We start from the raw sequence: 12,555 nt of genomic DNA, 5'->3' as shown, positions 1-12,555 counted from the left end.
GCCCGCCGCCTCACCTACCACAGCCACGGGTTGACGGTAGGAATCCAGCCGTTGATCGCCAGGCCGCGCAACACAGACAAGATTCCGATACATAGCGCGAGCGCATTGCCGACGAAGAGCACCTTGGCACGCAGTGTTTTGGTCAGGACAAAAGAAAACAGGCCAATCGCCGCGAGCGCGGGCAACGTGCCAAGGCCGAACACGCCCAAAGTCGCCATCCCTTGCGCCATGCTTCCGGTCGCGGCTGCTTTCATATGCATCGTATAGGTCAGTCCGCACGGTAAAAAGCCGAGCAAAAGCCCGCTGACCAGCACTGGCGCGATACCTTGCCGCGATTTGAGCAGGTGAAGCAGCTTTTGCGCGGATGAAAGCTGGAGCGGGCTGTATTTGTCCAGGGGCAGCGCCACCTTTTTGACAACCCAGAGAATGATGAGCAGCCCTCCGGCGATATTGGCAATGCCCTGCAATCCGACGACCACCCCTGCCGCATTGACAAACGATCCGGCAAAGCCCATGAATGCACCTGCTGCCATATACGTCACAATCCGGCCCGTATTGTACACCAGGATCGTTTGCAACAGAGACGCTTTGGACTGAAGCGTCATGGCCGACATGATCCCGCCGCACATCCCCAGGCAGTGGGGGGCGCTGAACAAGCCAGCCAGAAAGACGAGCCAGTAATCGTAGAGTTCCGTATTCATCGTGCAGCCCCTCTTTGCCGGAAAAAGTATAGACTTGCTCCGTTCGCCTTTACTGCACTTTTTTAGTTAAATTGAAATTGCAGCTGCGGCGAAAAGGCAACATCCTTTTCCTAGCGTAATGGGCAGTGGGTGCATTTATGACTTTCACAGCAAGCGAAGCGCACGCAATAAAGCAGCAGAACATTACGGCTCTGCTGCTTGCTGTGTCATTTACCTGTACCTGCCGTGGCGGCTTCGGAGCGGAACGTGTTGTAGCTGACGAACTCGCCGACCGGCTTGCGGTAGCCGCGCACACGTTGACTGGACGTGTCTTCTTTTCCAATCGTAATCATCATCGCCGGGACGTAGCGGTCAGGGATTTGCAATATCTCGCAAACCGCTTCCGGGTCGAAGCCGATCATCGGGCAAGTATCCCAGCCTTTGTCTTTGGCCGCGAGCATGAACAGCATGGCGGACAGGCTGGCGTTGCGAATCGCTTCGTCCCGTTTGAACGGCTCTCCCCCTGCTTCGTAGAAGGAGTGGACAGACGAGACAGTATGATCGTATTCGCGCTGGTCCATGACGCCCAGATGCAGCAGCCCTTCGTTGATGCGGCCTGCGTCTTTGTAGGCTTCCAGGTCGCCCAGGACGATGATGACTGCCGAGGCTGTTTTCACCTTGTATTGTCTCTGTGCCGCTTCATATACCCGCTCTTTTGTCTGTGGATCAGTGACGACGACATAGTGTGCGTGCTGCAAATTGAAAGCAGATGGGGCAAATTTAACGAGGGACATGATGTCCTCGATGTCGGCCGTAGAGATCGGAACGGACGGGATAAATTTATTGGCAGACCGCCGATTTTTCACCAATGTAGAAAACTCGCTCATAAAAAGCTCCTCCTCATCGTCAGGGGTGGTTTTTTTCTTGATTTTTAACATCTTAATTTAGAGATTTTAGGAGAAAAAGTTCGATTGCGATTGCGCCAGGTACTGACTGCACAAAAAGAAGTCTGGCGACAAGCAAGCGAATATGTACAGCAAATATCTCTAATTTGAGATAATCATAAAGCAGGAATAACTCTTTGTCAACAGCCCGGGCCGGAAGAACTGTACTCCCGGCCCTGTACATTCTAGCGGCTTTTCTTGACCGTGATGCAGAGCGAAGCCTCCTGCTCCAGCCAATCCTGCATTTGTTCCAGTTTAAACAACTGTTCAATATGGTGCACGCCGTGCGGAAAAGCTTGTGAATACAGCGCTTTTGCGACTTCGGCAGCCACTTTGGCGGTCATTTTCGACTGATCGCGCCCGTGCAAAAGACACTCCGCAATGGCCGCGTACTTTCCCGCTTTTCCCCGTGCCTTAACCTTGACGGCGAAGCGGTCGTCGCCCATTTTCAGCCCTGAAAACGCTGCTACGACTGCCTCGCGCACCCGCGGCTTGCAGAGCAATCGGCACAATCCCATGCTGCACAGGCCTGCCGCAAGCCGCGCTGCCCAATCCTGGTCGAAGCACAGTCGCGTCGATACCGATGGGACTCCGAGCGTCCGGGCCAATGTCTGTTGATCGGAAAAAGGAAAGCGGTACGCCTGCCTTTTCCCCAGATTGCCCCCGAAGTCGACCCGCTTGCCGTCCGTCATGCTTCGGACGGTCACACGGCGGTGCTGCAGTGTCACGTCATAGCTGGCGCACAGATTGTCGACCGTCCATTCAACCGCCGCCTTCCCGTGCCGATCCCCCAAGCCAAGCATGATGAAAATCTCGACCTCCGTAACGTCTTCGAGCAATCTGTACGCCTCGCCGGCAAGCAAGTTCGTCAGACCCGGCGCAAGCCCGACGCTGAGTACGGCGGTCCCCGCTCCTTCTGTCGCGTGGCGGCTCCCCCATTGTTCGAGCCGCTCCAAAAACGCGCCGTTGGCCGACACATCCACATAATGCGTGCCGTTTTGCAAACAATGCGCAGCAAACACCGTATCGGTCTGGTCCAGGCACATGACGACCAGGCGCGCCTGCTCCAGCAAGTCTTTTCCCGGCGGCTGGCGCAAGTCGAACCGGAGCGGACGCACTTTCCCCGCCGTTTCCCGGCAAAACGCCTCCGCTTTTTCCAGGCTGCGCCCTGCGGCATACACGCGGCCGGGGTATCGGTTCCCCAGTTCTTTGCATATCGTCGCGCCCACGTGACCGTAGCCACCCACTACGACAATTTTGTCTTTAGCCATACGCTTTCGTTCCCCCGCTACCTTTTCACAGCGAACCAGGCGTGGATCAGATAAGAGCCGAAGTAACGGGTCGCGTGCTCGAATCCAGCCTCCGCCAGCAGCTCTTGCACGTTTGCGGCCGGGATTGGATCGGACTCGTTGCCAAGCGAAGCCGCAAACCGCTCCCACTCTGCCAGCGCAATGCCGTTGTCGAGCATATGTGTCTGCCAGGCTTGCATCTGCATGCGAAACGACTGCGACTGCGGATCGCCCGCAATCGTTGCGAGACAAAACGGGGCACCTGGCTGCAAGCGAGCCGCGATTTGCTGCAGCAGTTCCCTCTTGGCCGCAAGTCCTCTGACAAAATGAAGCACGAGCAGGCAGGTCGCCGCTGCGTAAGTCGGCTGATCGGGCAGCGCGTCCACCGTTCCCTCCAGCAACGTAGCACGCGCCGCAACTCCCGCCTCGGCCGTCCTGCGCTGCGCCTGCGCAAGCATTTGCGCCGAAGGATCGACACCCGTAAACAGCCAATCCTCGTGCCCTGCGCCCAGCGTTACCAGCTCCTGGCCGCCGCCAGCACCTACGACCAGCACGCGCTTTTCTCCATCCACCTGTCGAAGCTGCGCCCCCAGCAAGCAATCTGTCATCTCGTACAAATGGGCGTAGCCGGGAATTTTCAGCGAGATCGTCTTTTCATACCGCGCTGCATCCGGGTGGTTCCAGCTAAGCGGTTCTCTTTTTTCCTTCATCCGTATCTCTCCCCATCTATCCTGTCTTCTTTTGCTGCGGTCAGTTGTGCGAGCCGCCGCCTGTGCGCTTCGGAAACGCGGAAAATCGGCGGCAAGCGTTGACTTTTGGCTCACCATCATCAAGAATTATTCTCAATTATAAAGAGCAGCCAGGGGAGTTCCATCCCACAAATATGGGATTTCCTTCGCTCGCTCCACACAGGAGAACGCGCAGATGAATGCAAAATGGGAAACAAGCAAACGAAAACTGCTCGCGCTCGCCCGACGCCACCCCTCTTCCTCCCAGGATTACCGGACGGCACTCTTGCAGCTGCTGCGGGAGTTCCTGCCTTTTGACGGGGCTTGCTGCACGGCGGTCGACCCGCAGACGCTGCTGTCGACAGGCGCGATCACGGAAGACGGCGTGGAGGCGATCCACCACGGCATATTCGAGCAAGAATATTTGCGTGATGACTTCATCCGTTACGAAGAGCTGAGCCGGGCGGCAGAGCCTGTCGCCACGCTGTACCAAGCGACAGGGGGAGAGCGTATGAAAAGCGAGCGCTACCGCAACGTCCTGCTCCCGGCAGGCTTTGCTGACGAGCTTCGGGCAGCGCTCAAGTACGACGGGGCTTGCTGGGGGTTTTTGACGCTGTTTCGCTTGCAGGGGCGTCCTGTTTTCAGCGAGGAGGAGCGCGAGTGGATGGCAGAGCTGGTACCACTGATCGCCTGCCAGTTGCGAAAAACAGCCCTCCTTCTGCCAGCCGAGGACACCTCCTGGATGGAGGAAGAGACGGGCATCGTCGTGATGTCTGAGCAGTTGACGATTCACTCCGCCAACGCCACCGCAGACAGGTGGCTGTCGCTGTTGCGCAGGTGGGAGTCGATTGATCGCCACACGTTGCCCCGGCCAGTGCGCGCTGTCTGCTTCCGGGCGCTCTCGCAGATGAACGAGCCTGCTCCGAAAGCCTCCTTGGCCAAAGTGTGCATCCGCATGCCCGACGGCCCGTATGTCACGATCCAGGCAAACCCGATGCACGGCACAGACGGCGCTGTCTACCTCGCCGTTTTGTTTGGTCCGGCCAAGCCTGCCGATATTCTCCCGCTGGTCTGCGAAGCGTACGGATTGTCGGAACGGGAAAAGCAGATTCTCGATCAGCTCGTCCGCGGATCGTCCACGAAGGAGCTGGCCCGCGCGCTGCACATCTCCGCTTATACGGTACAGGATCATTTGAAGTCGATTTTCGCAAAAACGGGAGTATCCAGCAGACGCGAGTTGATCTGGCAGTTGTTTTCACGCTTCGGGGTGGAGGCGGGCAGCCGCGAATAGCGGTGGTTATAGCAAAAAGCCTGATCGCATCCCGTCTGATTGGGGACGATCAGGCTTTTTGCCTCACGCATTTTCAATTAAAGCAAGCGACTTTTGCCGAAGCTCGGCTATCTCGGCTTCCACCGCCTTCAACTCACGCTGGAGGTTGTTCAGCAGACTTTCGACCTTCGCACGCTTTTCCTTCGCCTGGCGCAGCGACGTCGAGATGCGATCCTGGACGATCCAGTCGGTAATGATGTTGTCGAAGAAAAAGTCTGCAAAGGTCAGCATTTCGCCAATCTCGATCCGGATGTGGCTTTGGCGCTGCACGTCTTGCAGCTCCCGCTCGAAGCGCCGCAAGCTTCTTTGCGCCTGATGGATTGACTCGCGGGCCTCGTTGATGCGGCTGTGCTTCATCGCGGTGGATAACGTGCCGCCGCCAAGCATGTCCCAAGCCCCCCAGGAGCTGGCGGAGTCGAGCTTGTCGATCGCCTTGCGGAGTTGCAAAACCGCGGCATTCCCCGCGCTGATCGCCTCTTTCAGCTCTTTTTCGTGCGCTTCCAGCTCGGCCTCCCGCTCGCTATGTACACGAAGCTGCTCCGCCAGCTCAGGCCGCTGCTTGCGAATCAGCCGCTCCTTCTCGACGAGCAGAGCGGCGAGGCGCGCTTCCAGATCCGACATCTGCTGCAGCCTGCTCTTTACCTCTGCCAGCTCTTCTTCCAGCTCTTTGACGGTATCGGCCGCTTCCTCGTACTTTATTTTCGCTTGCAAAAGCTCTTCCGTTTCCTTGGACAGCTTCTCTTCTTTTTTTCCAATCAGACTGTAAAAAAACGCGCCAAAAGACATGCCCGTCAATTTATCCACATCGCGCTGCTCCCGCTGCAATTGCTTGTGCAGCGAATCGCGCTTTTGCACCGCAGCTTTGTACTGCTCCTGCAAAAGCTTTACGTTGTGCTCCGCGTGCAGCTTTTGGCGCAATTGGGCTTTGACTTGTGCAACCTGGCTGTTCAATTCCTGAAACACTCGCTACCCCTCCCCTGCAACCTCTTTTTTCATACGGGAACAACGTGCAAATGTTTCAGTTTTTGGAAAATAGCCGTTCCTGCCCCTTATCGTCACCCTGCCCTGCTCAAGACATTTGATAAATTTGAATCAAATTCCCGCACGTATCGTTCAAGACAGCCAGCGTCACATCTCCGGCTTTTGTCGGGGCCTGCGTAAAGGCGACGCCGAGCTTGGTCAGCCGTTCGTACTCTTGGTGGACGTCGCTCACTTCAAACGCCGTCGCCGGGATGTTTTGTTCAAAAATCGCTTTTTGGTAGGCCAAAGCCGCAGGATTCATATTTGGCTCCAAAACGAGCTGCACACCATCCGGGTCTTCTGGCGACACCACCGTCAGCCATCTGGCCCCGCCCATCGGGATGTCCATTTTGGTCACGAACCCGAGAATGTCCGTATAAAATTTTTGCGCTTTGTCCTGATCGTCGACAAAAATACTTGCCAAGCTGATTCGCATCGTGCTCCTCCTGTTCTTTTTCAGGTGTATGTTTTGCTAGTGTGCCCCACTGACGCCGTTTACCTACCCTTTTGCTGTGCCCCGCTACCTGATAGGTCGTTTGCTCGAATGCTTTCAGCAGCGTTTTTTGCGCGTCCACGTTGACAGGCCCCCTTTTTTGATCGCGCGTGCACAATCTTCTCTCTCCAAGATAACACATCTTTTCCGCAGCCTGCCCCTCGATTATTGATGCTTGTGCAGTTGGCGGTACTCGCTGGGCGTCGTTCCCGTCGTTTTTTTGAACAGCGTGATAAAATACGGCGTATTCGGCATGCCTACCTCCGCCGAAATCGCGGCAATCGTTTTGCCTGAGTGAACGAGCAGTTGCTTTGCCTTGTTGATCCGCTTTTGCTGCATGTATTCCACAGGAGTCATGTCCTTGATCCGCTTGAATGTCCGCTGCAAATGGTAAGGGCTGCCGTGACACATGTCGGCCAGGTGGGCCAGTGTCAGCTTTTCGCTGTAGTGAGCATCGATATAGTCGGTAATCTGCGCGACCCATTCCCGATCAGGCAAACGCTGCCCAGTGGGCTTGCACCTTTTGCACGGACGAAACCCTTCGCGAATCGCCTCGTTTGCCTGTTGAAAAATCCGGACATTGTCCCATTTTGGCGGCTTCGACTTGCACGAGGGCCGACAAAAAATCTTTGTCGTCTTCACCGCGTAAAAAAACTGGTCGTCATAAGACGCATCGTTGGTGATGATCGCCTGCCATCTCTCTTCGGTGACACAAAGTTCCATTTTGCCCACCTCCACCGTCAGTATACCCTTGGTCGCCTCCACAAGTCCCGTTATCCCGATAAAACAGCAAGATAACGAAATGACAATAGTCTACCCGCCGAAGCTTGCGTCGATAATAAAAAGAAAATGACCCTGCCCACACCAAACCTTTTTCCTGCGCCCGAAACCGTTGCAGAGCGGACCGGACAAGAGCTCGCTGTGCTTCGGCTGGCAGTATTTGATTGGCGCAGCAACAACTCATCGTTGAAGGGGAACTGTCGAAAGAGCTATGATGGGACGGAGGAGATTGGCAACATGCGGGACAAAACACTGGCCACATTCGCGGGATTGGTTCGTGAACAGCCAACTGCGTCCTGATACGCTCACTGCAGATGCCGTCTGCTTTTCCCGTCACGATGTCGTCTTGCACAATGGCAGCCGAATGGATCGCGCTGTCCCGCCATTGGACAAGCCGGGAGCATACGCTGCCTTTTCTTGACGGCGTTTTTTGATTAACAAAAGGAGGTTCCACCTGAATGCTGAAAATAGGCTCGCACGTCTCATTCTCCGGCAAAGGACTGCTCAATGCCGCAGAAGAAGCCGCTTCCTACGGCTCAAGCACGTTCATGATCTACACGGGTGCACCGCAAAACACGCGGCGCAAACCGATTGAGGACCAATACATCAGCGAAGGCAAGGAGGTCATGGCCAAGCATGGCGTCGAGGAAATCGTCGTCCACGCTCCCTACATCATCAACCTGGGGTCCTACAAGGAAGACACCTTCGATCTGGCCGTCCGCTTCCTGCAAGAAGAAATTCGCCGGACAGACTACATCGGCGTCAAAAACATCGTGCTCCATCCGGGCGCGTATACGGACAAGGACCCAGAGTACGGCATTGCGCGCATTGCGGAAGGCTTGAATCAAGTGCTCGCCGGGGTCAAAGACACCGATGTAAAAATCGCGCTGGAAACGATGGCCGGCAAAGGAACGGAGATCGGGCGCAGCTTCGAGGAAATCGCCGCGATCATCGAAAAGGTGGAGGACAACAGCAAGCTCGCCGTCTGCATGGACACTTGCCACATGCACGATGCCGGCTATGATATTGTCAACGATTTTGACGGCGTCCTGGAGCAGTTTGACCGGATCATCGGCCTGGATCGCCTCACCGTCGTCCATCTAAACGACAGCAAAAACTTCCGCGGTGCGAAAAAAGACCGTCACGCGCCTATCGGTGCCGGACTGATCGGCTTCGACGCCATGAGCTATATCGTCAATCACGAAAAAATTCGCCACCTGCCGCTTGTGCTGGAAACGCCGTGGATCGGCAAAGAAAAAGGCAAGGAACGCCCGATGTACGAAGCGGAAATCGCGCTGTTGCGCGGCGAGGTGGAAAAACGGTTCGGAGACGAGTTCATGGACCATGTGGAGCGCTTGGACCACTTTTTCCGCAAACAGGATGTGACCAGACGCGAATACGTCGTCGGCATCTGGGAACTGTTGAAAAACGACGCCAAAGCCAAAAAAGCGGACGGCCGCGAGCCAATGGAGCGTCTGTACGACATGGCAGTGGAAGCACGGCTGTTCCCGGAGCTGTCTGAGGAGCAGCTCAACCACCGCCTGACCGCCTGGTTCGCAATCCCGAAATTCTCCTAAATACTCCCGCTCGAAACACAAACCTGGCTGCACGGCTTCCTTTTGTTGGCGATGAAATGACGATCATCGAAAACAGGAGGAAGCCGTTTGTCTGCCAGCGAAAAGCTCACGCCCTACAGCGTGTTGGACGGAATCCGAAACAACACGTACCGCCCCGTCCACATCTGTGACGTGATAACGATCTTCTCCGCGCCCCGCTCAAAAAAGTACCCTGCGCCTTCCTGCTGAACAAAACGCCAGCCAGCGGCCGCCACTTCCCGCTTCATCGCTTCTGCTCCCGCGTCTTGTCCGGAGGGTGCGCCGTACCAGTCGACGCCGTCCACGGTTGCCAGCTTGATGAGTTTGCCGTTGTAGCCGTCCAGAAGCGTCTTGACCTCGCTTGCCGAACTTCCGGAAAAAGGCAGCGCAGGCCCCGCTTGCAAGTAGACGAAGCGAGCCGCCACAGCCAGCAGGCAGAAGACAAGCAGCGATAGCAGCACACGCGCCCTCGTTCCTCGCCAAATCTTTGACACTTTTCACACATCCCTTTTAAAAAAGTGGAAGAATACTCAGGTTGGGTCATTCTCCATCGTTGTCGCCACCTCTACAATTCTTTGCAGAAGGCGGTACCCCTGCCGCAGAATCCCCTTTTGACGCAAAACGCTCAAAAGAAGGATCGCCCATGTTGCCTTTTCGGGTTTTAAATGAGGCAACCCTACTTAGTTAGGACTTCACCTCATTGATTGTTTGCCCGATAGCAACATGTTCGATTTCCCAATGGAAGAATGTGCTTTTCTGCAGGGTAAAGAGAAGATTTCCAGCGTATATTTTGCTTACGGAATGATCCTCCTTGTAATCCACCACGGGAAAGTCTGCTATTACTTGACGCTGGTTATTTGCTATTTCTACTTCCCTAAAATTCACCTCAAGTTTACCAAGGAGATTGTCATTTACCGATGAAAAAAATGACTGGATCGTTGCAACATCCTCAGGCTTCAAGCTCACATTTTGTTTAGTTTTCGATGGCTGTTTCCACTACTTCTTTTGGAGACTGGTAAATAGAGAAAAAAATCATTAGAACACCAAGCAGAATGGCAGTACCGATATACCCAGTTCGTTTTCTCATAAGTCGCACCTCTCCATCTTTTAAAAGTACAGAGAGTAAAGCCACGTCTTGAATTCCTGATTTTCTGGGTAGTACCGGACCGTACTCGCACTTTTAACTGTATTAGCATCGTAACTTAACTTGAAACATTTTCCAACCACACTCTGTTTCGTACGTTTCAGCCACCGTTTTTACAGCCAAAAGAAAAAGAGAGACAGACACAGCTTCTATCTCCCTTTTTCAAACCCGACATTAAAAATCAAAATTGTCCGGGTCTGGGCCGACGCGATGGTTTTCATTCAAACTATCGATCAGCTCCATCTCTTCTTTTGTCAGTTCAAAATCAAACAGCGACGCATTTTCCACGATGCGATGCTCTTTCGTCGATTTGGGAATAGTCACGACGCCATGCTGCAGGTCCCAGCGCAAAATGATTTGCGCAATCGATTTTTGATGCTTGTCGGCAATCCCTTTCAGGACAGGATTGTCCAGCAGCTGGCCTTGCATGAGCGGCGACCACGCTTCGAACTGGATGCCCTGCTCTTTGCAGTATGCGCGCAGCTCGGTTTGCGACAGGCGCGGGTGGAATTCCACCTGGTTGACCATCGGCTTGATTTCCGCGTCCTTGAGCAGCTCTTCCAGATGGTGAATGTGGAAGTTGCTCACCCCGATCGCTTTGACCCGCCCGGCCTTGTACAATGTCTCCAGCGCTCTCCACGCCTCTTTGAACTTCCCTTCCACCGGCCAGTGGATCAGGTACAGGTCCAGGTAGTCCAGCCCCAGCTTGTTCAGGCTCGTCTCGAAAGCAGCCAGCGTCGATTCGTAGCCAAGCTCTGAATTCCACACTTTCGAGGTTACAAACACATCTTCTCTGGCAATTCCGGCCGCTTCCACTCCGGCGCGAATCCCGCGTCCGACCCCTTCCTCGTTTCCGTAGATCGCTGCGGTGTCAATGCTGCGATACCCGTGCTTGATCGCGAACTGCACGGCATGTTCCAGCTCCGGACCTTCCTCTACTTTAAAAACGCCCAGTCCCAGCCAAGGCATTTTCACTCCGTTGTACAGCGTGGTTGTATCTTGCAAATGGTTTGCCATTGTTCGTTTCTTCCATCCTTTTTGTTTTATGAAATAGCTCTTTTCGCAAATCAGATTTGCTCTTGTTATCTTGGCCAAAGCCATGTAAATTGAAGTCAGTTTCTTTTTGACGAAAACATTCATTGCCAGAGACGCGCGCGACGCCATGCCTTGCGAAAAGAGCTGACAGCAGTCAAATTAAGTGGCAAGCGGTTTGACAAGTGCTATTATGAGAGACAATAGCCAAAAGGAAAAGTACGTACTTTTTTGTGCGATAGGCACTAAAAAGTTCCTATGCAAGCAGGAGGGAATCGACCGTTGAAAAAGAAGTACAACATTTCAGTCGAAGCCACGCTCGAAGTCATCGGCGGCAAATGGAAGTGCGTCATTTTGTGCCATCTGACGCACGGAAAAAAGCGCACCAGCGAATTGAAGCGCCTCATGCCGGGCATCACGCAAAAAATGCTGACGCAACAGCTTCGCGAGCTGGAAGACGACGGCATTATCAACCGGATCACGTACAACCAGGTTCCGCCCAAGGTCGAATACGAGCTGAGCGAGTACGGCTGGAGCCTGAAAAGCATTCTGGACGCGCTATGCGCCTGGGGCGAGCAGCATATTATCCGCGAGTACGGAGACAAATATGCGGTGCTGGAAGACAGCATTCTCAACCAATAACACGACGTCGCCACCTCTTTTGCAAACAGCAGGGGTGGCTTCTTTTTTCTCTATCTATAAATTTATTTATGAATACATCACGAAAACATAATTTGTTTTATCGAAAAAACGGACGTAGAATAACGACTGTCACCACAATCCCACATTCACAGGAGGCAATATAGATGGCAAAACAAATTTTGATGGTCGTCACCAATCACACAGACATGCACGAGGGCAAACAGACAGGCATCTGGCTGTCCGAATTTGCCGAAGCTTACCTCGCCTTCGAGCGGCACGGCTATGATGTCACAGTAGCAAGCCCTCTGGGCGGAGCAGGCCCGATCGACCCGGGCAGCGTGGACGAGAACACCCCGCAGGAATTTCTCGATGCCGCCAAGCTGCTCGCCAACACGAAAAAGCTGGAGGATGTGACGGCAGACAGCTTCGCTGCGATCTTTTTGCCAGGCGGGCACGGCACGATGTTCGACCTGCCGGAAAACACCAGGCTCCAACAGTTGCTGCGCGACTTTTACGAAGCGGGCAAAATCGTCGCGGCAGTCTGCCACGGTCCGGCCGGGCTTGTAGGCGCGACATTGTCGGACGGTCAGCCGCTCGTCGCAGGCAAGCGCGTCAATGCTTTTACAGACAGCGAGGAAGCGGCGACAGGGCTGGGCGCCTACCTGCCGTTCCTGTTGGAAAGCAAACTTCGCGAGCTTGGTGCCGTTTTTGTGGCCGCCCCAGACTGGAGCGCACACGTCGAGGTGGACGGCAACCTGATTACCGGACAAAATCCGCAATCTACACTGGCAGTCACAGAAGCAGTCTTGAACAAACTGGGTGAATAATAAACGGGAGGCTGGTAGGCAAACGAGATCAGCCTCCCCTCGTTTATCTTT

General features: G+C 54.5%; 14 protein-coding genes. 5 read left to right on the top strand and 9 right to left on the bottom strand.

Features of this window, described 5'->3' with window-relative positions; genetic code table 11:
- Window positions 1–14 precede the first annotated feature (14 nt).
- From EDM57_RS10420 to EDM57_RS10400, 4 genes are all read right to left on the bottom strand, one after another.
- On the bottom strand, window positions 15–701 hold the full coding sequence (locus tag EDM57_RS10420; RefSeq protein WP_122904702.1) for a sulfite exporter TauE/SafE family protein: 687 nt from the start codon (window positions 699–701) through the stop codon (window positions 15–17).
- Between the two features lie 206 nt (window positions 702–907).
- Entirely contained in the window at window positions 908–1,567 is a 660-nt protein-coding gene (locus tag EDM57_RS10415) for a nitroreductase family protein (protein WP_122904701.1), read from the bottom strand.
- A 242-nt stretch (window positions 1,568–1,809) separates the two neighbouring features.
- Window positions 1,810–2,895, bottom strand: a complete 1,086-nt coding sequence (locus tag EDM57_RS10405) for a saccharopine dehydrogenase family protein (protein ID WP_122904699.1) — start codon at window positions 2,893–2,895, stop codon at window positions 1,810–1,812.
- A gap of 17 nt (window positions 2,896–2,912) precedes the next feature.
- A complete protein-coding gene (locus tag EDM57_RS10400) occupies window positions 2,913–3,623 on the bottom strand; it encodes a class I SAM-dependent methyltransferase (protein WP_122904698.1) in 711 nt (236 codons plus the stop codon).
- 214 nt (window positions 3,624–3,837) lie between these two features.
- Here EDM57_RS10400 and EDM57_RS10395 point away from each other — a divergent pair, with 214 nt between their 5' ends.
- On the top strand, window positions 3,838–4,932 hold the full coding sequence (locus tag EDM57_RS10395) for a helix-turn-helix transcriptional regulator (protein WP_122904697.1): 1,095 nt from the start codon (window positions 3,838–3,840) through the stop codon (window positions 4,930–4,932).
- Between the two features lie 63 nt (window positions 4,933–4,995).
- Here the strand turns inward: EDM57_RS10395 and EDM57_RS10390 are convergent, their stop codons facing one another.
- From EDM57_RS10390 to EDM57_RS10380, 3 genes are all read right to left on the bottom strand, one after another.
- Entirely contained in the window at window positions 4,996–5,934 is a 939-nt protein-coding gene (locus EDM57_RS10390; RefSeq protein WP_122904696.1) for a coiled-coil domain-containing protein, read from the bottom strand.
- Between the two features lie 106 nt (window positions 5,935–6,040).
- Window positions 6,041–6,427 carry a VOC family protein gene (locus EDM57_RS10385; protein WP_122904695.1) on the bottom strand — a complete coding sequence of 129 codons (387 nt, stop codon included), beginning with the start codon at window positions 6,425–6,427 and terminating at the stop codon, window positions 6,041–6,043.
- Window positions 6,428–6,649: 222 nt separating this feature from the next.
- Complete coding sequence (locus EDM57_RS10380) at window positions 6,650–7,207, bottom strand: bifunctional transcriptional activator/DNA repair enzyme AdaA (protein ID WP_122904694.1); 558 nt, start codon at window positions 7,205–7,207, stop codon at window positions 6,650–6,652.
- Window positions 7,208–7,541: 334 nt separating this feature from the next.
- Here EDM57_RS10380 and EDM57_RS23290 point away from each other — a divergent pair, with 334 nt between their 5' ends.
- Together EDM57_RS23290 and EDM57_RS10375 are read left to right on the top strand one after the other, a co-directional pair.
- Complete coding sequence (locus EDM57_RS23290; RefSeq protein ID WP_170163425.1) at window positions 7,542–7,685, top strand: hypothetical protein; 144 nt, start codon at window positions 7,542–7,544, stop codon at window positions 7,683–7,685.
- A 37-nt stretch (window positions 7,686–7,722) separates the two neighbouring features.
- Entirely contained in the window at window positions 7,723–8,841 is a 1,119-nt protein-coding gene (locus tag EDM57_RS10375; RefSeq protein ID WP_122904693.1) for a deoxyribonuclease IV, read from the top strand.
- 113 nt (window positions 8,842–8,954) lie between these two features.
- Here EDM57_RS10375 and EDM57_RS10370 read toward each other — a convergent pair whose 3' ends face one another.
- Both EDM57_RS10370 and EDM57_RS10360 read right to left on the bottom strand, forming a co-directional pair.
- The gene (locus EDM57_RS10370; protein WP_246005787.1) at window positions 8,955–9,353 is read right to left on the bottom strand and encodes a hypothetical protein; all 399 of its coding nucleotides are present in this window, start codon (window positions 9,351–9,353) and stop codon (window positions 8,955–8,957) included.
- An 824-nt stretch (window positions 9,354–10,177) separates the two neighbouring features.
- A complete protein-coding gene (locus EDM57_RS10360; protein ID WP_122904690.1) occupies window positions 10,178–11,020 on the bottom strand; it encodes an aldo/keto reductase in 843 nt (280 codons plus the stop codon).
- Window positions 11,021–11,293: 273 nt separating this feature from the next.
- Here EDM57_RS10360 and EDM57_RS10355 point away from each other — a divergent pair, with 273 nt between their 5' ends.
- Together EDM57_RS10355 and EDM57_RS10350 are read left to right on the top strand one after the other, a co-directional pair.
- A complete protein-coding gene (locus tag EDM57_RS10355; RefSeq protein WP_035988256.1) occupies window positions 11,294–11,677 on the top strand; it encodes a winged helix-turn-helix transcriptional regulator in 384 nt (127 codons plus the stop codon).
- A gap of 164 nt (window positions 11,678–11,841) precedes the next feature.
- A complete protein-coding gene (locus EDM57_RS10350) occupies window positions 11,842–12,504 on the top strand; it encodes a type 1 glutamine amidotransferase domain-containing protein (RefSeq protein ID WP_122904689.1) in 663 nt (220 codons plus the stop codon).
- Window positions 12,505–12,555: the final 51 nt, after the last annotated feature.

Source organism: Brevibacillus gelatini (assembly GCF_003710935.1).
Lineage (GTDB): Bacteria > Bacillota > Bacilli > Brevibacillales > Brevibacillaceae > Brevibacillus > Brevibacillus gelatini.
The sequence above is the reverse complement of the archived record's forward strand: the minus strand, read 5'-3'. Positions and strand labels throughout refer to the sequence as shown.

What these genes read in the sequence shown, in the direction of transcription:
- EDM57_RS10420 (WP_122904702.1), bottom strand. Translation starts at nt 701, where the DNA reads ATGAATACGGAACTCTACGATTACTGGCTCGTCTTTCTGGCTGGCTTG.
- EDM57_RS10415 (WP_122904701.1), bottom strand. Translation starts at nt 1,567, where the DNA reads ATGAGCGAGTTTTCTACATTGGTGAAAAATCGGCGGTCTGCCAATAAA.
- EDM57_RS10405 (WP_122904699.1), bottom strand. Translation starts at nt 2,895, where the DNA reads ATGGCTAAAGACAAAATTGTCGTAGTGGGTGGCTACGGTCACGTGGGC.
- EDM57_RS10400 (WP_122904698.1), bottom strand. Translation starts at nt 3,623, where the DNA reads ATGAAGGAAAAAAGAGAACCGCTTAGCTGGAACCACCCGGATGCAGCG.
- EDM57_RS10395 (WP_122904697.1), top strand. Translation starts at nt 3,838, where the DNA reads ATGAATGCAAAATGGGAAACAAGCAAACGAAAACTGCTCGCGCTCGCC.
- EDM57_RS10385 (WP_122904695.1), bottom strand. Translation starts at nt 6,427, where the DNA reads ATGCGAATCAGCTTGGCAAGTATTTTTGTCGACGATCAGGACAAAGCG.
- EDM57_RS10380 (WP_122904694.1), bottom strand. Translation starts at nt 7,207, where the DNA reads ATGGAACTTTGTGTCACCGAAGAGAGATGGCAGGCGATCATCACCAAC.
- EDM57_RS10375 (WP_122904693.1), top strand. Translation starts at nt 7,723, where the DNA reads ATGCTGAAAATAGGCTCGCACGTCTCATTCTCCGGCAAAGGACTGCTC.
- EDM57_RS10360 (WP_122904690.1), bottom strand. Translation starts at nt 11,020, where the DNA reads ATGGCAAACCATTTGCAAGATACAACCACGCTGTACAACGGAGTGAAA.
- EDM57_RS10355 (WP_035988256.1), top strand. Translation starts at nt 11,294, where the DNA reads ATGCAAGCAGGAGGGAATCGACCGTTGAAAAAGAAGTACAACATTTCA.
- EDM57_RS10350 (WP_122904689.1), top strand. Translation starts at nt 11,842, where the DNA reads ATGGCAAAACAAATTTTGATGGTCGTCACCAATCACACAGACATGCAC.